This window comes from Allokutzneria oryzae (assembly GCF_042429765.1).
Lineage (GTDB): Bacteria > Actinomycetota > Actinomycetes > Mycobacteriales > Pseudonocardiaceae > Allokutzneria > Allokutzneria oryzae.
The window spans coordinates 43,078-66,168 of the sequence record NZ_JBHLZU010000019.1 but is presented as its reverse complement, the minus strand read 5'-3'; the positions used below and the strand labels follow the sequence as shown (position 1 = coordinate 66,168).

Genomic DNA, 23,091 nt, shown 5'->3' with positions numbered 1-23,091 from the left:
CGATCCTGCACACGCGCTCAACTGGTTTTACTCACCGACCAGACCGTCAGCGAACTCCCGCAGCACGTCCAGATGCCCCACGTGCCGAGCCGTCTCCTGGACCACGTGCGCCAACAGCCACCGCACCGTCCGCTCCGAGCCGCCCACCTCACGCAACGCCAGGTCATCCGCAGACAAACCGTCCAATGCCTCCGCCGAGCGCACCCACTCCTCCTGGTACGCGGCCACCACCGCCTCCGGCGTGTCAGCAGGGGAGAGGCGGAACTCCGCGTTGTGATCCTCCGAGTCCCACAACAACGGCACGTCCAACCCACCGCCGACGTAGGACAACCAGAACCGCTCCACCGCCGTCAGGTGCTTCACCACACCCAACAAGCTCATGCAGGGCGAGGTCGGCCACGGCGTCGCCGACGCCTGCTCCGCACCCAGTCCCAACACCTTGTTCACCGCGGTGGCGCGCAGGAACCCCAGGAACTCCCACTGCAACTGCAGCTCGTCCTCGGCGCGCTGCTCCGGCCACGACCGCATAACGCCGCCGGCACCCCACACCTCATTCGCCATTCCCAACCCCCTCAACCAGCCTAAGGTCCTTGATATGACCGACAATCTGGCCGAACGGCTCGACCGCGTCGAGAGCGAGCTCGCGATCCAGCGCCTCGTCCACGAGTACTGCCACGGCGCCGACAAGCAGGACCTCCGGCGCTTCACCGCGATCTGGCACGAGGACGCCGTGTGGGCGCCGAGCCCCGACCAGCGCTTCAACGGCATCGACGCCATCCGCGCCGGGGTGAAGGCCCAGTGGCAGTCCTTCCAGCAGATGCACCACTGGACCGCAAACCTCGTCGTCGACTTCGACGGCGACCGCGCCAGCGGCGAAGCCGACACCGAACTCTCCGTCCAGCTCATCGACGGGACCTGGATCCGAGGCGGCGGCACCTACCGCGACGTCTACACCCGTCGCAACGGGATCTGGCGCATCATCTACCGCGAGGTCTCGTCGTCCTTCGACATCGACCGCCTACCACCCGGCATCGGCTCACCCGTCACCTGACGGCCGCAACCCCGCGGTGAGCACGGCGAACAGACGCCGCGCCCGATCCGGCGCCACCTCGCCGACCGAGGCGTCGTGAATCCCCGCCAGCACTCCCTTGAGCAACACCACCAGGTCCGACGCCTCGATGTCCGCGCGCACAGCGCCCACCCGCTGCGCACCGCGCAGCAACTCGTCCATCACCGCGTGCAGCTCGTCGCGCACCGAGCTAGGCACGCTGATCGCGTCCGACAGGTCCCGCTTGGCGACAACCTCATCGCCCAGCCTCGCCAGGAAGCCGAAGAACGCGGCACCCGGGTCGTCGCAGGCACCCGCACGAGCCCGGGTGTCTGCGACGAGGTCCTCCACCCGCGCCGTCACCACGGCCTCGAACAGCGCTTCCTTGGTGGGGAAGTGGCGGTAGACGGTGCCGGGACCAACCCCGGCCCGCGCGGCGATCTCATCGAGCGGCACACCGAAACCCGAGGCCGCGAACGCCTCACGGGCGGCGTTGAGCACCAGCTCCCGGTTGCGCCGGGCATCGGCGCGCAGCGGTTTGTCAGCCATGCCTACCAACCGGGGCGCGCGTTCCGTATAGTCGAAGCGGGGTCACCGTTCCGATTTTACGCCCGCCCACCCGAGGAGCACCCATGCCCGCCACCACCCACCAGGTCGTCGACCAGGTCCGCCGCATGGTCGAAGGCAAGGAGGGGATCGCCTTCGCCGACCTCTTCGCCACCGACGGCGTCCTCACCTACCCCTTCGCCCCGCCCGGCATGCCCAGGGAGCTCAACGGCCAGGACGCCATCCGCGCCTACCGCGGAGCGGCCGCACAACGCCGCGAACTCCTCGACATCCAGGGCGTCCACGTGCTCACCCGCGACACCGACGACCCCGAAGTCGTCGTCATCGAGGTCACCCACCACGGCTGGGCCAAAGCCCTCGACGAGCCCTACACCTTCACCGCACTCGGCATCCTCCGCATCCGAGACGGCAAGATCGTCCGCTACGACGACTACATGGACCCCATCGCCATGGCGCGCCTGCTCGGCCGCACCAACGACCTCATCGCCTCGCTCGCCGCGGCCTGACCCCAGCCGCGCCGAACGCAGCGCTGGCCGGAGACGCCATCCGCGGCCAGCGCTGCGGTACCTTCACTTCGGTAGCGAAAGCCAGCGGGGGAGGCGCCCATGCCAGCCAACGACGTCTTCGTGCTCGGCGGCCACCAGACCGACTTCGCCCGCAACTGGACCCGCGAGGGGCACGACTACGCCGACCTCACGAGGGAGACCGTTCGCGAGACCCTCGCCAAAGCCAAGATCGACCCCGCCGACATCGACGTCGTGCACGTCGGCAACGCCTTCGGCCAGCTCTTCACCGGCCAGGGACACCTCGGCGCGATGCCCGCCACCGTCGAGGAAGCCCTCTGGGACGTGCCCGCGACACGCCACGAAGCCGCCTGCGCTTCCGGCGGGGTCGCCCTGCTCGCCGCCATGGTCGACCTGGAGTCAGGTCGCTACGACACCGCGCTCGTCCTCGGCCTCGAACTGGAGAAGACCGTCCCCGGCGACCAGGCCACCACCCACCTCGGCGCGGCCGCATGGATCGGTCACGAGGGACAGCTCGCCCACTTCATGTGGCCCCACATGTTCAGCGAGCTCGCTGACGAGTACGACCGCAGGTACGGCTTGGACGACGCGCACCTGCGTGCGATCTCCGAACTCAACTTCCGCAACGCCCGCGCCAACCCCAACGCCCAGACCAGGAACTGGACCCTGCCGCCGGAGAGCTTCACCGAGAACGACGCGCTGGTGGAGGGCCGGATCCGCAGACACGACTGCAGCCAGATCACCGACGGAGCCGCGGGCGTGGTCCTCATGTCCAGCCGAGTCGCCGGTCGCCGCGAGGCGTCGAAGATCCTCGGTTGGGGACACCGCACCGTCGGGCTGCCGCTCCAGCCCAAGTTCCGCCGCTCCTCCGACGTGCCGTACGTCCTGCCGCACGTCCGCGCCACGTTCCAGGACGCGCTGCGCCGGGCACAGCTCGCCAGCGTTGACGACGTGGACGGCGTGGAAACCCACGACTGCTTCGCCATGTCGGAGTACATGGCGATCGACCACCTCGGCATCACTGAGCCGGGAAAGTGCTGGCAGGCGGTGGAGAACGGTGACCTGGAGCGGGACGGACGCCTGCCGGTGAACCCCGGGGGCGGCCTGATCGGCGGGGGACACCCGGTCGGCGCGACGGGGGTGCGGATGCTGCTCGACGCGCACCTTCAAGTGCGGGGAGAGGCGGGTGAGACGCAGGTCGAGGGCGCCCGCCGGTTCGGCACCCTCAACATCGGCGGCAGCACGGCGACCACGGTCAGCTTCGTCCTCGGAAGTTGATCTTCCGGTGGGGCAGGGCAGCGTAACCACCTTCGGTGTTTTGGTGGATAATTACTGTTATCCACCAAACTCGGACGGGGCTCGGATGGCATCAACCCGCCCAGTGGAGTAGGGGCGATGCCGCCTGCCGTGAAGCGTCCCGACGCACCTCGGCACACACTGTGCGACACGTCGTTCCGGCCACTGTCGATCTGTCAACCCAGCGCGATCGGCAGCCTTGAGCTAGCCATCGGCGACTGCGCTCGACCCCGCCCACGCCAGGGGAACGACCCGGCTTACCCCACCTAAATGCGTCACTGTGACGAAACGAGGTGGTGTGACAGGGGTGCTCCGAGATCGACCTTGAAGGACTCCTGGAGGCTCTCAATACCCTGCCGCGGCAGCCTTCGCGGGAATCTGGCATGCGGAGCAGCGACGCGCGAGAAACGCGCGTAACGAGCGGCGCTGCGAACGGCGGCGCGACGCGTGCCGCATCGTGAGTTGCACGTGTGCGACTCGGTCTCGTTGTGAGCCTCTTCTGGCCCCGTAATCCCAGGTCGAGAAAACGCCGATAATCTACATTATGTCAACTAAGGGAGAGTCGGGACGGGTCCCACCTCCCTCCGCCATGCTCCTTCGACCGTCAGGTCATCACCGATGAGTCCTGGTTCGCGATCGGAGAGGCAACAACGTGGTCACCCCCCTGTTCCGTGGCCTCAACGCGCTGCTGGCCGTGTGCCATCGGCTCCTCGACCGACCGAGGTGGTGGCAGCGCCCCAGCCCGGACGCGATTCGCGGCGACCGGCCGCTCCCGCTGCTCGGCCTGATCAAGGACTCGAAGGATCCTGTCGACCACGACGTGCTGGGCACGCTGGAAAGCAGTCTCGGCCAGGACTCCCCGCGCACGGTTCTCCTCGCCAGGGCCAGCGCCGAGCAGGCACGACAACGGTGCGCGGACCGGTGGGCGAAGGCCACACCACCGCGGACGGAGGACCGACTGCCCCTGCTGCCGTTGCTGGACGAGCTCTCGCACAAGCTGATGGCGGACCGGTTCAGCCTGAGCAAACTGCGGCGGTTCCGGTACTACGGGCTTGGCGACTGGCTCAGCGGTCAGGAGCTCGCTCCAGGGCCCGACCCGCACGACGAGATCTCGCAGCGGCTACAGGACTGGTACACCAAGCCGGGCGGTCCTGACGCGACCCAGTTGCAGGGCGCGCTCGACGCCGCTCTCCCCCAGTCCGACTGGATGAAGAACGTCCTGGCGCTGTTCGTCCTGCTGCGCCGGCCGATGGGGCGCTTCGTCTGGCGGCGGCTCGGCCGGGTGCCGCGATGGTTCATGCGACAGCCCTTCATGGTTCCCGGGCACTCGACGGACTTCGTCGGCTTCGCGGAACGGCTGACGGAGGGCCGCCGGACCGAGGAGAACGTCTACCAGCTCAAGAAGTTGCTGGTCCACGCGTTTCTCCAGGACCTTCGCGTGGCGTACCGGCCACGTCGGCTCCTGCCGGCTCGCTGGCGGCGGACGTCGTACGTGATGGTGCTGCTCGACGAGGTCAGCGAGGACAACGGTGGCTGGGAGCTGCTCAGGCTGATCAACGACGTGCGCAACGAGTCGACCGAGCACGATCCCCTGTTGGTGGTTGCCACCGCGGCGAGCAGGCCGGCCGGGGTCGGCACGGACCGGGTGACGCGGCCGGTCGTCGAGATCGAGGACGAGATCGCCCAGTGGCAACGGGATCTTCCCGCTCGGAGGCAGGCGTTGCGGGCGGACGCGCGGTTCGTGTTCCTCGCACTGCCCGGTTCGGATGGTGGTGACGAGCCGCCCGTGGGTCGTCACGGGCTCTTCGATGCGCGGAGGCCTCCGTTGTTGGCCAGGAGGCGGGTGCTTGCCCTGGTGATGGTGCTGGTGCTGGGGGCCGCTGCGCTTGCTGGCGGCGAGCCGTTGTTCGTGCGGTGGCGGAGTGACTGTCTGCACCCCTTCTCCCCTGGTGTGGGACTTCGTTGGCTGGACGAGGCCATGGAGTGCGTTGGTTACAGCGACAACGCGGCGCGCGTTTTCGGCTCCGACCCGCGGTTGCGCGCGGCGCAGCTGGCGGTGTTCGAGCACAACGGGATCGCCAAGCGGCTGCATGCGGAGAATCCTCGGCGGCCGTTGGTGACGTTGGTGTACTTCTCCGACTTGACGCATACGAATGCTGATCCGGGGATGGACGCGTCCACAGCTGAGGAGTTGGAGGGGTTGTTGCTGCGACAGCGGCAGCAGAACCACAAGGACCAGTCGAAGCCGTTGTTGCGGGTGATCGTGGCCAATGGCGGTCACGCCATGTCGAGTGCGCGGACTGTGGTCGACGAGTTGCTCGCTCCCCTGTTCCGCGACGACGCCTCTGTGTTGGGCGTGGTCGGTATGGGGCTGACTGTTCCCGCGACGGAGAGCGCGATAGCGGCGCTGGGTGATCTGGGGATCGCGGTGGTGTCGATGACGCTGACCGGTGAGTCGTTGCCGGATTTGTCGCCGCTGTACTTCCAGCTGGTGCCGGGCAATCGGGCTCAGGCCGAGTTGGTGGCGGAGTACGCGAGGCAGGGTCGGAGGTCGGTGACGGTCTATCACCCGCCGCTGGATGACGGGTATCTCCGGTCCCTGGTCGAGGAGACGAGGAACGCGGTCGGGGTGGATCGGGTGCGGACGCGGCAGTGGATGTCGCAGGTGGCGGAGCTGAGTATCACCTGCGGTGCTGACCAGCTTGCGTTCTTCGTGGGGCGGGAGGTCGACTTTCCGGGTTTCTTGGACGAGGTGGTGCGCAGGTGTGATGCGAACCAGCCGGTTGTCGTCGGCAGTGACACCGTTTCCCGGTTTGTGGCGCAGAGCGATCAGCGGCTCCGGGACGAGTTCAGCGGTGTGGCGGTGTCGTTCGTGTCGTTGGCTAGTCGCATAGTGCTTGCGGGGCGTTCGTGTCGGGAGGATGGCAGGCCGAGTTCGCTCGGGGGTGCGGCTCCGACTCATTCGCTGAGCACGTTCTGTGCGGGTTATCGGAGTTTCCGCGGGTTGCGTGAGCATGGTCCGGACGAGGTGGCGACGGTGGATTTCGCGCGTGTTCTCTCGCCGGCTGGGGATCATCTTCCGTGGCCGGGTGAGCGGATCGGCTTGGCGTACGACGCGGGTGGGGTGTTCCTGGAGGCGGTGCGGCGGAACCAGGTTCGGTCGCGGGTGAGCGAGCGGGCCGTGGCCGCGCCGCACCGGGCGGCGATCGGTCAGGAGCTGCGGGAGCTGAGGCCCTTCGACGGGGCGACGGGGCCGGTCGACTTCGCCGGGTCGCGTACGGGTGAGTCGCGGCCGATCTCGATTCTGCGGGTGTCGGATCTGCACGAGCTGTCGCAGGTGCCCACGTGCGTCTTCCGGTTCGCGGTGCCGGTGGATCGGCGGGTGTCTCGTCCGTGGGGCTCCCCCGGCTGTTGACCAGGTGGTTCTGGTGATCGACTGGTGCGCGCTCGTACCCCGGACGTGATGTGGTTCGGCGATGGTTGATGTTCGGGCCCCACGATCTGATCGGAGGCGGTCGCCGTGGATGAGGACGAGTACGTGGAGCGGGTCGATGCGATCGGGCGCGCGTTCAGTCCGGCCGCTCCCATCACCGATCGGGATCTGTTCGCCGGCCGCAAGGCGCAGTTGCGGACGTTGGCCTCGGTGGCGGTGCAACGGGGTCAGCACGCGTTGATCTACGGTGAGCGCGGGGTCGGCAAGACGTCGTTGGCGCGGGTGACCCAGAACCTGTTGCCTGACCCGGTTGTCACCTCGTACTACGTCTGCAACTCCGAGGACAGTTTCAAGTCGATCTGGAACGGCGTGTTCGGTGAGATCACGCTGCTGACGCAGGAGCCTCGGCTGGGGTTCGGCAGCTCCCCTCGCAACGTGCTCCAGTCGGCGACGGAGCTGCTGGGTGGCAGGCTCACTCCGCATTCGGTGTCGCGGGCGCTGGCGGCGATCAGCGAGAGCGTTCCGATCGTGGTGCTGGTCGATGAGTTCGACCGGCCGGTGGACGCCAGGGTGCGGACGCTCATCGCGGACACGATCAAGATCCTCGCTGACCGGTCGATCGCGGCGACGGTGGTGTTGGTGGGTGTGGCGGACACGGTGGACGAGCTGGTGAGTGGGCACGCGTCGATCCAGCGGTCGTTGGTCCAGGTGCAGATGCCGAGGATGACCGATGCGGAGCTGCGGGAGATCGTGCGGCGGGGTGTGCGTGCGGTGGCGATGGAGGCGCAGCCGAAGTTCGTCGACGCGGTCGCGGAGTTGTCGCAGGGTCTTCCCCACTACACGCACCTGCTTGGCCAGTACGGCACGATGCGGGCGGTCGAGGCGGGGCGTTCGGTGGTGAAGCGGGCTGACTTCGAGGACGCGCTCACCGATGCGCTGGATGCCGCGTCGCAGAGTGTTCGGGAGCGGTATCACCGGGCGACGCAGAGCAATCGGGAGACGTTGTACAAGGAGGTTCTGCTCGCGTGCGCGGTGGCGGAGAAGGATGATCTGGGGTCGTTCGGTGCTCCGGACGTTCGGGAGAAGCTGCGGCAGATCACGGGTAAGGCGTATGACATCCCCGCTTTCGCGGTGCACTTGAAGAACTTCTCCTCGGAGGGTGCGCGGGGTGGGATCCTGCAGCGGATCGGCACTACGCGGCGTTTTCGCTACAGGTTCCGCGATCCGCTGCTGCCTCCCTACATCGTGATCAAGGGTCGGATCGAGAAGCTGGTCTAGCGCGAGAGCGTGTCGCGGATCGCCTGGACCACGGCGTCCGGCCGGAGCCAGGCGATGCCCGAGTGCCCGGCATCGTCAAGGCGGCGGACCTCAGCTCGGGGAAGTGCTGCGGTCACGTCGGTGTACAGCCGGTGCTTGGCCTGCTGGGACTCGGCGGCCGATGTGCGGGCCTCGGGCGGTACCAGCTCCTCGGCGAACGTGTCGGTCCCCATGGCGGACAGGAGGATCAGCGGCACGTCGGGGTCGGGTCCGGCGTCGCGGACCTCGCCGAACAGGCGCGGCAGGTTCATCGGTTCCCGCAGGGACTGCCGGTAGTTCTCGCTGCTGAACCCTTGGTCCAGTAGCGGTTCGCGGATCTCGGTGGGCCAGTCGGCGAGTGCCCGACCGAACGTGGTCCGGTACGCGGTCCGCATCGCGTCCAGCTGCTCGGGCGGGAACGGGTCGTCGGTGTTCGAGTCCCGCAGCCGCTGTGCCTTCTCCTCCGGCAGGTAGTCGACGATGTCCTCGTGGGTGGGGTCGAGCAGCACCAGTCCGGCAACCTCATCGGGGAATCGTTTCGCGTAGAGCCGTGCGTACAGGCCGCCGAGCGAGTGCCCGACCAGCACGTACGGGCCGGGCACAGCCGCGACGCGCAGAAGCTCGTGCAGGTCATCGGTCACCTGCGTGCCGCTGCGCGGGAGGTCCACCACGTCGCTCCAGCCCAGGCCGAGCCGGTCGTAGATCACGCTCGTGGTGAACTCCGCGACGAGGTTGTGCACGTTCCAGTAGTACAGGCCGAACATCCCGCCGCCGGCCAGGAACACCACGGGCGGTCCCCCGGTGCCGGACCGGTGCAGCAGCATCGCTCCGCCCGAGACCTCGTGGCGCGTCCCCAGCGGGACCTCGGCCACGTTCGCGGTGGTCTCCCCCATGCCCTGGCATTCCTTTCGTCGGCAACTGGGTCAGCGCACCAGAACGTATCGGCCCACGAGGCAGGCGCTAGGCGGGTCGGTTGCCGATGACGACGGTGGCGCCGAGGTCGTCGCAGTGCGTGGTTCGGGTCTGGAACCCGTTGTGGGCGAGGGTTCGCGCGGTGTGCGGGGCTTGGCGTTGGCTGGTTTCGACCAGGAGGTGGCCGCCTGGTGCGAGCCAGTCTCGTGCGTCCGCGCTGACTCGTCGTTGGACGTCGAGTCCGTCGGCGCCGCCGTCCAGTGCGACTCGGGGTTCGTGGTCGCGGGCTTCGGGTGGCATGAGCTTGATGGCGTCGGTGGGTACGTAGGGGGCGTTGGCGACGAGGATGTCGATGCGGCCGCGGAGGTGGTCGGGCAGGGCTGAGTAGAGGTCGCCTTCGTGGACCGCTCCCCCGTGGTCGGCGATGTTGCGGCGGGCGCAGCGGACGGCGGCGGGTTCGATGTCGGTGGCGTGCAGTTCGATGTCGTCGCCGGTGGCGGCGAGTGCGGCGGCGACCGCGCCGGAGCCGCAGCACAGGTCGACGACCACGGCGTGTGGCCGCAGGAGTGCCGCGGCTTGGCGGGCGAGGTACTCGGTGCGGCGGCGGGGGACGAAGACCCCGGGGTCGACGGCGATGCGGAGTCCGCAGAACTCGGCCCAGCCGAGGACGTGTTCGAGTGGGAGGCCCGCGACGCGCTTGTCGACCATGTCGGCGAGCGCGTCGGGTGTGGTCGCCGAGGTGACGAGGAGGTGTGCCTCGTCCTCGGCGAAGACGCAGCCCGCGGCGCGGAGCCGGTCGATCACGGTGGCGGTGGGGGTGCCGAGTGACAGGGGTGTTGCCATGAGGAGTGCCTTTCGCGGATGTCCACGGGCGCTCTCCCGGTCCCCTATGTCGGGTGGACCGCGCAGCCGTTGGAGGAGAGCACCCGGCCTGCACTAGCGGACATGGGTTCCCACCTCCCTTGAGGCTCTTGGCGGTCTGGCGGGCGTCACCTTACCCGAGGCCGTTCTTGGCGAGGATGTCGAGGTAGTGCGTGTTGTGCATGACGCCGAGGACGTTGCCGAAGGGGTCGATGACGGAGGCGGTGACGAAGCCGGGGCCGCGTTCGATGCGGGGTTCGTGCTCCTTGGCTCCCATGGCGGTGAGCTTGTCGATGGCGGCGGTGAGGTCGTCGACGTGCCAGTAGGTGACGGCGCCGCCGGGGGTGGTCCTGGGGTGGGGTGCGAAGCGGCCGTCGATGATGCCGATCTCGTGCTGGTAGTCGCCGATGCGGAACTCGGCGTACGCGGGTGCGCCGTCGACGGGGCGGACGAAGTAGGGCTCGACGCCGAAGAGCTCGGTGTACCAGGTGATGGCGGCGGGCAGGTCGTCGGCGAAGAAGGTGAGGGTGGCGATGCCGCGGAACATGGTCGGGGTCCTCTCGTTCGGTCGGTGTTGGAGCCCAGCTTTCGGCATAAAGTGCTCATCTACTGAGCACTTTTGGGGAGAGGCTGCGTTCCATGCGTGCTGATCGGTTGGTGGCGGCTCTGCTGGTGATGCAGTCGCGTGGCCGGGTGACGGCGGCGGAGCTGGCTGAGGAGCTTGAGGTGTCCGTGGCGACGGCGCGGCGGGATCTGGAGGCGTTGTCGGCGGCGGGTGTTCCGGTGTACCCGCAGCCGGGGCGTGGTGGTGGGTGGTCGCTGGTCGGTGGTGCGCGGACGGATTTGAGCGGGTTGACCTCGACGGAGGCTCAGGCGTTGTTCCTGCTGGCGGGTCCGGCGGCGGCGGTGGCTCCGGAGATCAGGGCGGCGTTGCGGAAGCTGGTGCGGGCGTTGCCGCGCACGTTCCGGGCGGACGCGGAGGCGGCGGCGAGTGCGGTGGTGGTCGATCCGGCGCGGTGGGGTGCGCTGGATCGGGGGCGGCCGGAGCTGGTGGAGCGGTTGCAGGGGGCGGTGGTGCGGCGGCGCAAGGTCAGGTTGACCTACGAGGGCCGGGGGCGTGAGCGGTCGGAGCGGCTGGTCGATCCGCTGGGCTTGGTCGACAAGGACGAGGTCTGGTACCTGCTGGCGGGGACCGAGCGCGGGCAGCGGACGTTCCGGGTGGATCGGATGCTCGCCGCGGAGGTGACGGAGCTGGAGGCGTCGCGGCCGGAGGACTTCGAGCTGTCCGAGGCGTGGGGCCAGGTCGTCGAGGAGGTGGAGCAGCGGCGGTCGCTGGTGTCGGCGACGGTGGCGGTGGCGTCGCGGTACGTGTCGGTGCTGCGCGACCAGTTCGGGCGGCACTGCGTGGTCCTGGGTGAGGACGGGGGCCGGTCGTTGGTGCGGTTGGCGGCTCCGACGCCGTTGATGATCGCTCAGCACCTGGCGGGGTGGGGCGAGACCGTCGAGGTGCTGGAGTCCGCGCCGGTACGGGCGGAGTTGGCCCGTCTGGGCGCGGAGCTGGTTCGCCGTTACGCCTCCCCCGCCTGAGCGCGTGGTCAGCGGAGGGAGTTGAGCATGCGGATGAGGGCGGCCATGGTGGCGTCGCGGTCGGCCTCGGTGTTGTCGGACTGGGCCAGCCAGAGTGCCGCTTCGTTCATGGCGCCGGAGAGCAGGCGGGCGACGGGTTCGACGGGCTGGGGCGGGATGGTTCCGTTGTCGACCAGGGTGCGCAGGGCTTCGGTGAGGTGGCGGGCTGAGGACCGCTCGTCGAGGGCGCGCCATTCGTGCCAGCCGAGGACGGCGGGTCCGTCGATCAGCATGATGCGTTGGGTGTCGGGCTCGGCGCTGGCGGTGAGGAAGGCGCGGCAGCCTTCGACGAGCTGGGTCCAGGGATCGGGGTGGGCTTCGGCGGCGAGGTGGACGCGCTCCCCCACCTCGTGCTGGATGGTGGCCAGGACGGCGCGGAAGAGGGCGGCCTTGCTGGTGAAGTGGTGGTAGAGCGCGCCCTTGGTGACGCCCGCGGCCTGGGCGATGGTGTCGAGGCCGACGTTGTTGTAGCCGTGTTCGGTGAACAGGCGGCGGGCGGTGGTGTGCAGGGCGGCGGTGGTCGCTTCGCGCTGCTGCTGCTTCGTCCTGGCCATGGTGGCGCCCCCGTTGACATGCCGTCGGTCGGTTTCTTAGGGTCCAGAATACATACCGACAGTCGGTATCTTCCAGTGGAGGTGTTCCCCCATGGCGCTGACCAGCTGCTATCCCGTGGTGATGACGGCGAAGCTCACCGAGACCCGGGACTTCTACGTCACGCACTTCGGCTTCGAGGTGACCTTCGAGGCCGACTGGTACGTCAGCCTCACCCTCGACGGACGCGAGCTGGCGATCCTGGACCCGACGCACCCGACCATCCCTGAGGGCTACGGCGCGCCGGTGGCCGGACTGCTGCTGAACTTCGAGGTCGACGACGTGGACGCGGAGTACGAGCGCCTGGTGACCGAGGCGGGCCTGCCGCTGGCGCTGCCGTTGCGCAGCGAGGAGTTCGGGCAGCGGCACTTCATCGTCGTCGACCCCAACGGCGTGCTCGTCGACGTGATCACCCCCATCCCGCCGACCGCCGAGTTCGCGGCCCAGTATTCGGATGACGCCGTGCCGAGGTAGCGGTAGGAACTGCCGAATGACTGTTCTGGACGACCTCGATCGCCAGCGCTGCGCCCTGGGCGTCTCTGACGGCGCGGTGGTGCGGGAGTTCTCCCCCGATGGCACCGAGTGCCGGATCGTCTTCGCGTACTGCGCCGATTCGGAGATCGAGGACGTGATCGGCGCGGAGAAGGCGCGGGCCGACGCGCACGGGTACTCGGTGGAGTGGAAGGTCTACAGCCACGACGCGCTGTCCGGCATGGAGGAACGCCTGCTCGCGGCGGGGTTCGAGGCTGAGCCGGTGGAGCAGGTGCTGGTGCTCCCGTTGACCGAGGACGCGGTGGCGGCCTTCGACTCCCCCGGCGTCGACGTCCGGCGGGTTCGCGACGAGGCGGGCCTGCGGGGTGTCGCCGAGATCTCCCGATCGCTGGGACGTGGTGATGTCGACGCGGAGGTGAGCCGTCTCTCGGACGTCCTCCGGGAATCCCCTGCCGAGATGAGCGTGCACGTGGCGTATCTCGACAGGGTTCCCGTCTCGTGCGGGCGGTTGCACTTCGCTGAGGACAGTCAGCTGGCCGAACTCGCTGGTGGGCGGACGAATCCGGCCTATCAGCGGCGCGGGCTGTTCGTCGCGGTGGTGGGGTCACGGCTGCGTGAGGCGGTGGAGCGGGGACGGACGCACGTGGTCGTCGACGCGCTGCCGACCTCCGAGCCGATCCTGCTCAAGCGCGGGTTCGAGCGCCTGACCTCCACTCAACCGTTTGCCTACACGGCGCCCCACCCGTGAATAGGGTGGGCGGATGGCTGGAAATCTGACGCGGGACGAGGCGCTGGAACGCTCCCGGGTGCTCACCGTCGACTCCTACACCGTCGAACTCGACCTCACCACGGGCGAGGAGCGCTTCTCCTCCACCACGGTCGCGCGCTTCCGCAGCTCCGAAGTCGGGGCCGAGGTGTTCTGCGACCTCGCCGACGCGGTGGTGCGCGAGGTGACGCTCAACGGCTCCCCCATCGACCCCGCGCTCTACGACGCGACCACGGGGCGGATTCCGCTGACGGGGCTGGCCGAGGACAACGAGCTTCGGGTGGTCGCGGACTGCGCGTACTCGCGTTCCGGCCAGGGGCTGCACCACTTCACCGATCCGGCGGACGGGCAGGTCTACCTGCACAGCCAGTTCGCGACGGCGGACGCGCATCGCGTGCTCGCCTGCTTCGACCAGCCGGACCTCAAAGCGGCGTTCGCGTTCACCGTGACCGCGCCCGCCGAATGGGAGGTCATTTCGAACACCGCGGTGTCGGCGTGTGAGGAGGTCGGGGGCGGGCGCCGGTGGACCTTCCCCGCCACCGAGCGGATCTCGACCTATCTCGCCGCGGTGTGCGCGGGGCCCTACCACGTGGTGGCCGACGAGTACTCGGGGCCGGATGGGCAGCGGATCCTGTTGCGGGTGTTGTGCCGGGCGTCGCTGGCCGAGCACCTGGACGCCGAGGCGATCTTCGATGTGACGCGGCGCGGGTTCGACTTCTACCAGCACGCGTTCGAGATGCGGTACCCCTTCGGCAAGTACGACCAGGTGTTCGTTCCGGAGTTCAACTTCGGGGCGATGGAGAACCCGGGCTGCGTGACCTTCCGGGAGCAGTACGTGTTCCGGTCCAAGGTCACCGACGCCGACTACGAGCGGCGGGCGACCACGATCCTGCACGAGATGGCGCACATGTGGTTCGGCGATCTCGTGACGATGCGGTGGTGGGACGACCTGTGGCTCAACGAGTCGTTCGCGACCTACGCGGCGTCGCTGGCGTTGGTGTCGGCGACGCGGTGGAGCGGGGGGTGGGCGAGCTTCGCCGATCGCTACAAGGGGATGGCCTACCAGGCCGACCAGGCGCCGTCGACGCATCCGGTCGTCGCCGACATCGTGGACATCACCTCGATGGAGGTGAACTTCGACGCGATCACCTATCACAAGGGCGCGTCGGTGTTGAAGCAGTTGGTGGCCTCGATCGGGCTTGAGGACTTCCTGGCGGGTCTGCGGTTGTACTTCCAGAGGCACGCCTGGGGCAACACGACGCTGGCGGACCTGCTGCGGGCGTTGGAGGAGAAGTCCGGGCGGGACCTGTCGGAGTGGTCGAGGTTGTGGCTGCGGACCGAGGGGCCCAACACGGTGCGGCCGGAGTTCACTGTGGACGGTGCGGGCCGGTTCACCTCGTTCGCCGTTGTGCAGTCCGCGCCGGTGGACCACCCGACGTTGCGGCCGCACCGGATCGCGATCGGGCTGTACGACAAGGGTGAGCGTCGGCGGCGTGTGGAGCTGGAGATCACGGGTGAGCGCACCGAGGTCGCCGAGCTCGTGGGTGAGGCGCGCCCGGATCTTGTGCTGCTCAACGACGACGACCTCACCTACGCGAAGGTCCGGCTCGACGCGGAGTCGCTGAAGGCGTTGCTGTCGGGGATCGGCGAGTTCACCGATCCCCTGCCTCAGGCGGTGTGCTGGACGATCGCGTGGGACATGACGCGTGATGCGGAGCTGTCCGCGAGGGACTACGTGTCGCTGGTGCTCTCCGGCGTGGAGTCGGTGCGTGCGGCGTCGGTCGTGCGGACGCTGCTGGACCAGGTGCGGGTCGCCGCGCAGCGGTACACCGCCGCGGAGGTGCGCGCGGAGGCGGTGAGCGCGCTGGCTGACGGAGTGCTGGGCCTGGCGCGTGGCGCGGTGGCCGGTGGCGAGGAGCAGCTGGCTTACGTGCAGGCGTTCGCGGCGGTGGCCTGCACTCCGGAGCAGCTGGATGTGGTGGCCGGACTGTTCGACGGTTCGGTGACGCTGCCGGGGTTGGGCGTGGACACCGATCTGCGGTGGTCGTTGCTGTTGCGGCTGGTTGTGCACGGTCGTGCGGGTGATGCCGAGATCGACGCCGAGTTCCAGCGGGATTCCACCGCAGGCGGTGAGCGCAGTGCCGCCGCGTGCCGGGCGGCGGTCGGGACGGCCGAGTCGAAGGCGCGGGCGTGGGAGCGGATCGTCTCCGGGGAGCTGTCCAACGCGCTGTTGCGCGCGACGCTGGACGGGTTCCAGGACGTGGAGCGGGCGGAGTTGCTGGCGCCGTACACGGAGAAGTACTTCGCGGCGCTGGAGTCGGTGTCGGCGGTGTGGCCGACCGAGCTGACGCGGGTGCTCGCGCGGTTCGGGTACCCGTCGTCGGCGGTGTCGGAGGAGACGGTGGCGCGTACGGCCGCCTACCTCCGCGAGGCCGAGCCGCCGTGGTGGCTGCACCGGCTGGTGCTGGAGAGCGGTGACGAGCTGGAGCGGACCTTGCGGGCTCAGCGCGCGGGCGGCGTCGCGGTCTCGTAGTCGCGTTCGACGGCGTCGCCGTGCGGCTGCGAACGGCCCACGGCGACGCTTGACCTCAACTTCGGTTGAGCTTCTAGCGTGGTCGGCATGAGCGAGCACAGCAGGGTCCTGGTGATCGGTTCGACCGGCAAGGTCGGCAGGAACGTGGTGGCGGGGCTGCTGGAGCGAGGTGTTCGGGTGCGCGCCCTGGTCCGCGACCCGGACACCGCGGACCTGCCCGAGCGGGTGGAGACCGTCGCCGGGAACCTCTACGACCTCGCGAGCGTGCGCGAGGCCGTGGCCGGGACGGACGCGGTGTTCCTGATGTGGCCGTTCCTGTCCGCTGAGGGGATCACCGACGTCGTGCGGGTGATCGGGCCGCGCCGTTTGGTCTATCTCTCCTCCTACGGCGTTGACGACTCCCTCGCGCGGCAAGGAGATCCCATCAACCAGCTGCACTTCGACGTGGAGCAGGCGATCCGGTCCTCCGCCGCGGAGTGGACGATGCTGCGCGCCGGTACCTTCGCCGCCAACGCGCTGGGCTGGGCGGCGCAGGTCCGTGCGGGCGACACCGTGCGCGAGGCGTTCGGCGCGGCCGCGCGTGCGGTCGTGCACGAACGAGACCTCGGCGCGGTCGCGGCGAAGGTGCTGTTCGAGGGCGGCCACGCGGGTGAGCTGTACGAGCTGACCGGGCCGGAGCCGGTGACGCAGTCCGAGCAGGTGCGCATCATCGGCGAGGTCCTTGGCCGGGACGTGCGCTTCGAGGAGCTCGCGCCGGAGGTCGCTCGGCAGCAGATGATCGACGACGGCTGGCCGGCGGAGTTCGCCGACGGGCTGCTCGGCGCGTGGGACGGCTTCGAGCGCGACCCGGTGCGGATCTCCCCCGCCGTGGCCGAGCTGACCGGGGCTCCCGCGCGCTCGTTCCGCGAGTGGGTCACCGACCACGCCGGGGCGTTCCGCTAGGGCGCACCCGCCACCGCGCCCACTGTTCGTCAGTCGGACCAAGCCGCCTATACCGGAGACACGCCCCCAGACCACGCGCGCACGGGGGCGGCGCGCCACCTGGGAGCGTCGGGGCGACGTGCGGGACAGGCGCTAGTCAGGACCGCCCAGCAGCTCGGCGAGTGCCGCGGCGGGATCGCGTTCCGGTGCTCCGGCGGGCCACCACTCGCCGGACTCCTGGCGGTAGGGGTACCAGCGGCCGTCGCGGCCGAGCCGGAGCTGGACGCCGCGCCCGGTGAGCGTCCAGTGGTTGCGCGAGACCTCGAACTCGGGTGGCTCGACGGAGTCGTCCCAGGTCGCGGCGAGTGCGGTCCGGGCTCTCGCGAGGTCGAGCCGGGTCGGGTTCCACGTCGACTCCAGGGTCTGCAGTCCCTGTCTGCCGCCGTGCTGCCACGCCCGCGCGGCGCGGGGGCTCGCCAGGTTCAGCTCCGGGTGCAGCGCCGCGAGGCGGACGGTGTCCTGCCACAGCGTCAATGCCGGTGAGGGGTCGGCGTTGACGCTGTCGGCGAGCAGCTCGCGGGCTCGCTGCGCCGCGTCGGTGATCAGGCGGCGCAGTGCCTCCGGTGTGACACCCGGAGGCGGGTCGATCGCCGGGATCGACACCGGCTCCGTTGGCGCGCACGGGACCTCCGGGAGTGGCCCAGGCAGGCGGGAGTACGCCTCGGCGACCGGGGTGCCCGGTGCCGGGCGGGCGCGGGCCAGGACGTTGCGGGTCTGCAGCTCCTCCAGCAGCTCGCGCTCCCCCTTGCCCCGGATGAGCAGCAGCACGAACGGGTCGGCGTCCAGCAGCCACGACGCCTGGAACGCCAGGGCCGCCGCGTGCTTGCACGGCAGCTCCCACTCCGGGCAGTCGCAGTCCGGCTCCAGGTCACCGATGTGGGGCAGCAACGACACCCCGGCGTCCTCGGCGGAGGAGACCAGGTCGTGCGGCATGTCCCGGTCCAGCAGGGCGGCGATGTGCCCGGCGCGGGAGGCGACCTGGTCGAGGAAGCGTTCCCAGTCGCGCTCCGAGAGCGGGGCCAGCCGCACCACGGTGTTGTAGGAGACCTCGTCGCCCGCGTCGTGCACGGGCGCGGCGAGCCGTCCAGGGCTGACCGTGATCGGGCCGACCTTGCCGGTGTAGGCGTAGCGGCGGCCCTCCTTCAACGGGCGCTCGTCCAGGGCGGTGTCTTCGAGCGCCTTGATCCACGCGCGGCCCCACCACGTCTTGGCGAAGTGGCCGCGTCCGCGCCTGCTCGGTCCGAACGCGGGGAACCCGCGCGCGTTCATCTCGGGCTCCGCAGCTCGACGAGACTGGCCAGCTCGCTGTCGGTGAGCTCGGTCAACGCCGCCTCACCCGCGCTGAGCACGGCGTCGGCGAGATCGCGTTTGGCGCGCAGCATCTCGGCGATGCGGTCCTCGATGGTGCCCTCGGTGACGAAGCGGTGGACCTGCACGGGCCGGGTCTGGCCGATCCGGTAGGCGCGGTCGGTGGCCTGTTCCTCCACCGCCGGGTTCCACCAGCGGTCGTAGTGCACGACGTGGTCGGCGCGGGTCAGGTTCAGTCCCGTGCCCGCTGCCTTGAGCGACAACAGGAACACCGGTGCCTTGCCGTCCTGGAAACGCTGGACGAGCTCCTCCCGGCGGGCGACCGGGGTGCCGCCGTGCAGCAGCTGCGTGGGCACGCCGCGCGCGGCGAGGTGGTCCTCCAGCAGCCGGGCCATGGACACGTACTGGGTGAACACCAGCACCGCGCCGTCCTCGGCGGTGATCGTGTCCAGCAGCTCGTCGAGCAGTTCGAGCTTGCCGGAGCGCCGGGCCAGCCGGGGCTCGGGCTCCTTGAGGAACTGCGCGGGGTGGTTGCAGATCTGCTTGAGCGAGGTGAGCAGCTTGATGATCAGCCCGCGCCGCGCCATCCCGCTGACCTCGCCGATCTGGTCCATGGTCTCGCGCACCACCGCCTCGTAGAGCGCGGCCTGCTCCTTGGTCAGCGACACCGGGTGGTCGGTCTCGGTCTTCGGCGGCAGCTCCGGCGCGATGCCCGGGTCGGACTTGCGCCGCCGCAGCAGGAACGGCCGCACCAGCTTGGCGAACCGGTCGGCGGCCTCCGGGTTCTCCTCGATCGGCTTGGCCCACCGGGTGCGGAACGCGGCGAGGCTGCCGAGCAGGCCGGGGGTGGTCCAGTCCAGGATCGCCCACAGCTCGGAGAGGTTGTTCTCCACCGGGGTGCCGGTCAACGCGATGCGCGCGGCGGCCGAGATGGTGCGCAGCGCCTTGGCGGTGCCGGACTTGTGGTTCTTGACGTGCTGCGCCTCGTCGGCGACGAGCAGCGCCCACCGGTGTTCGCGCAGGCTCGCCGCGTCCAGCCGCATCGTGCCGTAGGTGGTGAGCACGAAACCGTCGTCGGCGCCGTCGAGCGTGCGGTTGCCGCCGTGGAAGCGCCGCACGGCGGTGCCGGGCGCGAAGCGGCTGATCTCGCGTTCCCAGTTGCCCAGCAGCGACGCCGGGCAGACCACCAGGGTCGGCCCCGCGGTGGCGTCGTCGGCCTGGCGGTGCAGGTGCAGCGCGATCAGGGTGATCGTCTTGCCAAGGCCCATGTCGTCGGCGAGGCAGCCACCGAGGCCGAGCGAGGTCATCCGCGCCAGCCACCGCAGCCCCTGCACCTGGTAGTCGCGCAGCGTCGCGGCCAGCTCCGGTGGCTGCCGCGACAGTTCGTCGCCGGTCGCGGACTCGGGGTCGGCGAGGCGTTCGCGCAGGGCGTCGAGCCAGCCGCCGGGCGCGACGGGCACGGTCTCGCCGTCGATCTCGGCGGTCCCGGTCAGCGCGGCGCCGAGGGCGTCGATGGCGGTGAGCGGTTTGAGCGCGCGCTCCCTGGCGCGTGCGGCCAGCTCGGGGTCGACGAGCACCCACTGGTCGCGCAGCCGCACCACGGGGCGGTGGGCCTCGGCGAGCCTGTCCATCTCCGCGTCGGTCAGCGGGGCCCCGCCCAGCGCGAGCTGCCAGTTGAAGCGCAGCAGGTGGTCCCGCGAGAAGAACCCGGCGACATCCGACGGCGGGCGTTCGCTGTCACCGACGACGGCGCGTGCGGTCAGCTCGCGCGCGAGCTCCTTGGGCCAGTGCACTTCCACGCCGGTTGCCGACAGCCGCGTGGTGCCCGTGCCGAGCAGGTCGACGACCTCCTCGTCGGAGAGCACGAGCTCGTCCGGCACGGCGGCGTTGAGCAGGCGCTCCAGCGGCGGCCACGCGCGTGCGGCGCGGCGCACGGCGAGCATGGCGTCGATCCGGGCGCGGGCGCCGAAGTGGTGATCGGGATCGGCCCACAGGTCCGCGGCGTCGGCGACCAGGGTCGCGTCGGCGAGGCTGTGCACCTGCACAACCGCACGGAAGGCGCCGTGGTCGAGTTCCCCGCCGGGTACGTCCAGCCGCAGTGACACCCGCACCCCGGAGTCCAGCCCCGCCGAGACCTCCTCGGACCACAGGCGCAGCTGCGGAACGCGCTGGGGTTTCTTCGCGGCGAACGCGGCGGTGCCCGCGGCGAGCGCGGCGGCCGGAGTGCGGGGCATGCCGTCGGCGACGGCGTCGAGGAACGCGCGCAGCAGCGGCTCGGGCGCGGGCAGCTCGTCGTCGGCCGTGGGGGTGGCGCGCGCCTCGGCAGGGGTCGCCTCGGCGAGCTGCTGGAGCCGGGTGAGGTCGTCGCTCTCCAGCGGCCCGATCCGCCAGGCGTCGTGGTCTCCGCTGGTCACGCCGGGAACGAGTCTGCCGCGCGCGACCAGTTGCAGCGCCAGCACGGCCGCGGTTCCCCAGAACCGCGCGGCCGGGTGCGCCAGCGGCAAGGTGCGGGCGCGGGTCAGCACGGGGACGGCGTCGGCGACGCTGAGCCGCACGGCGGGCACGGTGTCGATCTCTCCGGTGGGCAGCGCGACGGTGAGCGTGCCGGGGGTGCCGCTGTCCGGTGGGGTGTCACCGCCGGGGTGCCAGAACGCCATCCGCCCGGAGCGCGGTGGGTCATCGGCCTCGAAGACGACCGCGCACCGGGTGAGCTCCCCGATCTGGGCAGCCGTCAGCTGGGCCATGCACTCGCCTTCCCCCGTTGTTCGCCGAACCCCCAGCTTAGGGGCGCATTCCCCGGACGATGAGCCGAAGGCCGCGTTCGAAGCGGTCGTCGAAGTCGCCGAAGAGCTGGGTGCTCGCCTCGTGCGCCAGTGGCAGGGTCTCGGCGTCGATGCGCTCAGCACGGGCCTGCGGGTCGTAACGCCGGGCGACCTCGCCGGGGCCGGGCTGGGCGGCCTGCTCCTCCACCGCGTGGCCGGTGGCGTAGCAGTGCACGGTGATCAACCCGGAGACGGCGTCGGCCAGGGTGAAGCCGGCGTCGACGAGCATCCGCAGCCCGCGCTCCTGTCCTTTGTAGACATCGGGGTCGGTGAGGTAGGTGCCGCTGAAGACCTTGGCGCCGTCGCGGTGGCTCAGCAGCGCGGCGCGCAACGCGCGGCCGTAGCCGATGAGCAGTGACTCCCAGTCCTCGGCGTGCTCGGCCGAGCTGAGCGCCTCGACCAGGACCGTGGTGGCCATCTCGTCGACGAGCTCCTGCTTGTTCTTGAAGTGCCAGTACAGGGCTGGGGCCTGCACGTTGAGCTCGGTGGCGATGCGCCGCAGCGTCAGGTTCTCGACGCCGACCTCGTCGAGCACGCGCAGCGCGGTGCGCACGACGGTGCCGCGGTCCAGGGCCATCGCGTACCTCACACGGCGTAGGGGGTTGACAGCTTAACAGCATTCAAGTCACCCTTAACGCCGTTAAATTTAACGACGTTAAGGAGCTTTCGTGGACGTTCAGGTGCTCATCGCCGGAGCCGGGCCGACCGGCCTCACACTGGCGATCGACCTGGTCAGACGCGGTGTCACCGTGCGGATCGTGGACAAGGCGGCCACGCACTTCGTCGGCTCCCGGGGAAAGGGGCTGCAACCACGCACTCAAGAGGTCCTCTTCGACCTCGGCGTGCTCGACGACGTCCTCGCCGCGGGCCGCCCCTACCCCCTGCTCCGCGTGCACACCGCCGAGGGCGCCACCGACCGCTCCATGGGCGAGCCCGGCGAGGCCGGCGAGGCCGAGCCGTGGATGCTCGGGCAGGGCGAGCTCGAAGCGATCCTGCGCGCCAAGCTCGCCGAGCACGGCGTGCGGGTCGAGCTCGGCACGGAGCTGACCGACTTCACGCAGGACGCGGGCGGCGTCACCGCGGTCGTCGACGGGGAACGGGTCCGCGCGGCCTACCTCGTCGGGGCCGACGGCGGCCACAGCTTCGTGCGCAAGCACCTCGGCGTCGGCTTCGTCGGCCAGCCCGTCGAGGCGGTGCGCATGATCATCGCCGACGTCACCTCGCGCGGCCTGGACCGCGACCGCTGGCACATCTGGCCGCAGGCCCAGCCCGCCATGATCGGCATGTGCCCGCTGCCCGGCGGCGAGGACCGCTTCCAGCTCATGGCCGGGATCGTCGAGGACGCCCCGGAGCTCACCGAGGCCACCCTGCGCGCGCTGCTGCACGAACGCACCGGCCGCACGGACATCACGCTGACCGACCCGACCTGGACCTCGGTCTACCGGGCCAACATGCGCATGGTCGACAGCTACCAGGTCGGGCGCGTCCTGCTTGCCGGAGACGCCGCGCACGTCCACCCGCCCACCGGCGGTCAGGGCCTCAACACCGGGGTGCAGGACGCCTACAACCTCGGCTGGAAGCTCGCCGCGGTGCTCACGGGGGCGCCGGAGGAGCTGCTGGAGACCTACGAGGAGGAACGCCTGCCCATCGCCGCCGGAGTGCTGAGCCTGAGCAGCGCGCTGCTGACCAAACACGCCCGCGGCGAGGAAGACAGCATGAGGCGCGGCAAGGAAACGCAGCAACTGAACCTGAGCTACCGAGGTCGATCCCTGGCCAAGGGAGAACACGGCGGCGACCGCGTACCCGACCTGCCGACGAGTTCCGGCAGCCTGTTCGAACTCCTCCGCGGCCCGCACTTCACACTGCTGGCACTGGGCAAGACGCACCCCGACCTGCCCGTCCCCACCCACGCGCTCCCGGAACTCCGCGAGCACTACGGCTGCGACTACGTCCTGGTGCGCCCGGACGGCTACGTCGGCGTAAGCACCAACAACCCCCAGGACCTCTCCACCTACCTCTACACCCTCTGACCCCC

Annotated in this window: 20 protein-coding genes; 11 read left to right on the top strand and 9 right to left on the bottom strand. The window is 70.0% G+C overall.

Annotated features, from left to right (window positions below; translation table 11 throughout):
- Positions 1-27: 27 nt before the first annotated feature.
- Positions 28-561: a DinB family protein gene (locus tag ACFFQA_RS23630; protein ID WP_377856178.1), complete on the bottom strand. Its 534-nt coding sequence runs from the start codon at positions 559-561 to the stop codon at positions 28-30.
- Between the two features lie 34 nt (positions 562-595).
- On the opposite strand from ACFFQA_RS23630, the gene ACFFQA_RS23625 reads away from it, so the two are divergent.
- A complete protein-coding gene (locus ACFFQA_RS23625; RefSeq protein WP_377856175.1) occupies positions 596-1,051 on the top strand; it encodes a nuclear transport factor 2 family protein in 456 nt (151 codons plus the stop codon).
- Here ACFFQA_RS23625 and ACFFQA_RS23620 read toward each other — a convergent pair.
- Positions 1,037-1,597: a TetR/AcrR family transcriptional regulator gene (locus tag ACFFQA_RS23620; RefSeq protein ID WP_377856172.1), complete on the bottom strand. Its 561-nt coding sequence runs from the start codon at positions 1,595-1,597 to the stop codon at positions 1,037-1,039. The two genes, ACFFQA_RS23625 and ACFFQA_RS23620, sit on opposite strands and share 15 nt — an antisense overlap.
- 83 nt (positions 1,598-1,680) lie before the next feature.
- Here ACFFQA_RS23620 and ACFFQA_RS23615 point away from each other — a divergent pair, with 83 nt between their 5' ends.
- From ACFFQA_RS23615 to ACFFQA_RS23600, 4 genes are all read left to right on the top strand, one after another.
- On the top strand, positions 1,681-2,121 hold the full coding sequence (locus ACFFQA_RS23615) for a nuclear transport factor 2 family protein (protein WP_377856169.1): 441 nt from the start codon (positions 1,681-1,683) through the stop codon (positions 2,119-2,121).
- A 99-nt stretch (positions 2,122-2,220) separates the two neighbouring features.
- The gene (locus tag ACFFQA_RS23610; protein ID WP_377856166.1) at positions 2,221-3,417 is read left to right on the top strand and encodes an acetyl-CoA acetyltransferase; all 1,197 of its coding nucleotides are present in this window, start codon (positions 2,221-2,223) and stop codon (positions 3,415-3,417) included.
- A gap of 670 nt (positions 3,418-4,087) precedes the next feature.
- On the top strand, positions 4,088-6,850 hold the full coding sequence (locus ACFFQA_RS23605; protein ID WP_377856163.1) for an ABC transporter substrate-binding protein: 2,763 nt from the start codon (positions 4,088-4,090) through the stop codon (positions 6,848-6,850).
- Positions 6,851-6,955: 105 nt separating this feature from the next.
- Positions 6,956-8,146, top strand: a complete 1,191-nt coding sequence (locus ACFFQA_RS23600) for an AAA family ATPase (RefSeq protein WP_377856160.1) — start codon at positions 6,956-6,958, stop codon at positions 8,144-8,146.
- On the opposite strand, the gene ACFFQA_RS23595 is transcribed toward ACFFQA_RS23600, so the two are convergent.
- From ACFFQA_RS23595 to ACFFQA_RS23585, 3 genes are all read right to left on the bottom strand, one after another.
- Complete coding sequence (locus tag ACFFQA_RS23595; protein WP_377856157.1) at positions 8,143-9,057, bottom strand: alpha/beta fold hydrolase; 915 nt, start codon at positions 9,055-9,057, stop codon at positions 8,143-8,145. The two genes, ACFFQA_RS23600 and ACFFQA_RS23595, sit on opposite strands and share 4 nt — an antisense overlap.
- Positions 9,058-9,124: 67 nt before the next feature.
- Complete coding sequence (locus ACFFQA_RS23590) at positions 9,125-9,919, bottom strand: putative protein N(5)-glutamine methyltransferase (protein WP_377856154.1); 795 nt, start codon at positions 9,917-9,919, stop codon at positions 9,125-9,127.
- A gap of 151 nt (positions 9,920-10,070) precedes the next feature.
- Positions 10,071-10,484, bottom strand: a complete 414-nt coding sequence (locus ACFFQA_RS23585; protein ID WP_377856150.1) for a VOC family protein — start codon at positions 10,482-10,484, stop codon at positions 10,071-10,073.
- Positions 10,485-10,576: 92 nt separating this feature from the next.
- Between ACFFQA_RS23585 and ACFFQA_RS23580 the strand changes: the two genes are divergently transcribed.
- The gene (locus ACFFQA_RS23580; RefSeq protein WP_377856147.1) at positions 10,577-11,524 is read left to right on the top strand and encodes a helix-turn-helix transcriptional regulator; all 948 of its coding nucleotides are present in this window, start codon (positions 10,577-10,579) and stop codon (positions 11,522-11,524) included.
- Between the two features lie 8 nt (positions 11,525-11,532).
- On the opposite strand, the gene ACFFQA_RS23575 is transcribed toward ACFFQA_RS23580, so the two are convergent.
- A complete protein-coding gene (locus tag ACFFQA_RS23575; protein ID WP_377856144.1) occupies positions 11,533-12,117 on the bottom strand; it encodes a TetR/AcrR family transcriptional regulator in 585 nt (194 codons plus the stop codon).
- Between the two features lie 91 nt (positions 12,118-12,208).
- Between ACFFQA_RS23575 and ACFFQA_RS23570 the strand changes: the two genes are divergently transcribed.
- From ACFFQA_RS23570 to ACFFQA_RS23555, 4 genes are all read left to right on the top strand, one after another.
- Complete coding sequence (locus tag ACFFQA_RS23570; protein ID WP_377856141.1) at positions 12,209-12,628, top strand: VOC family protein; 420 nt, start codon at positions 12,209-12,211, stop codon at positions 12,626-12,628.
- A gap of 16 nt (positions 12,629-12,644) precedes the next feature.
- Positions 12,645-13,394 (top strand): GNAT family N-acetyltransferase, encoded by a 750-nt coding sequence (locus tag ACFFQA_RS23565; protein ID WP_377856138.1) that lies wholly within the window; start codon positions 12,645-12,647, stop codon positions 13,392-13,394.
- A gap of 13 nt (positions 13,395-13,407) precedes the next feature.
- Complete coding sequence (gene pepN / locus ACFFQA_RS23560) at positions 13,408-15,945, top strand: aminopeptidase N (protein WP_377856135.1); 2,538 nt, start codon at positions 13,408-13,410, stop codon at positions 15,943-15,945.
- Between the two features lie 87 nt (positions 15,946-16,032).
- A complete protein-coding gene (locus ACFFQA_RS23555; RefSeq protein WP_377856132.1) occupies positions 16,033-16,887 on the top strand; it encodes an SDR family oxidoreductase in 855 nt (284 codons plus the stop codon).
- A 132-nt stretch (positions 16,888-17,019) separates the two neighbouring features.
- Here ACFFQA_RS23555 and ACFFQA_RS23550 read toward each other — a convergent pair whose 3' ends face one another.
- Genes ACFFQA_RS23550 through ACFFQA_RS23540 form a run of 3 tightly spaced genes read right to left on the bottom strand, consistent with a single transcriptional unit; the run spans position 17,020 to position 21,633 of the window.
- Entirely contained in the window at positions 17,020-18,195 is a 1,176-nt protein-coding gene (locus ACFFQA_RS23550; protein WP_377856129.1) for an SWIM zinc finger family protein, read from the bottom strand.
- Positions 18,192-20,978, bottom strand: coding sequence for an SCO1167/SCO6262 family helicase (locus ACFFQA_RS23545; RefSeq protein ID WP_377856126.1), 2,787 nt, complete (start codon positions 20,976-20,978; stop codon positions 18,192-18,194). Before ACFFQA_RS23545 ends, ACFFQA_RS23550 begins: the two co-directional genes overlap by 4 nt.
- A 37-nt stretch (positions 20,979-21,015) precedes the next feature.
- Complete coding sequence (locus tag ACFFQA_RS23540) at positions 21,016-21,633, bottom strand: TetR/AcrR family transcriptional regulator C-terminal domain-containing protein (protein WP_377856123.1); 618 nt, start codon at positions 21,631-21,633, stop codon at positions 21,016-21,018.
- 91 nt (positions 21,634-21,724) lie between these two features.
- Between ACFFQA_RS23540 and ACFFQA_RS23535 the strand changes: the two genes are divergently transcribed.
- Positions 21,725-23,086 carry an FAD-dependent monooxygenase gene (locus ACFFQA_RS23535; RefSeq protein WP_377856120.1) on the top strand — a complete coding sequence of 454 codons (1,362 nt, stop codon included), beginning with the start codon at positions 21,725-21,727 and terminating at the stop codon, positions 23,084-23,086.
- The last annotated feature ends 5 nt before the right edge of the window (positions 23,087-23,091 follow it).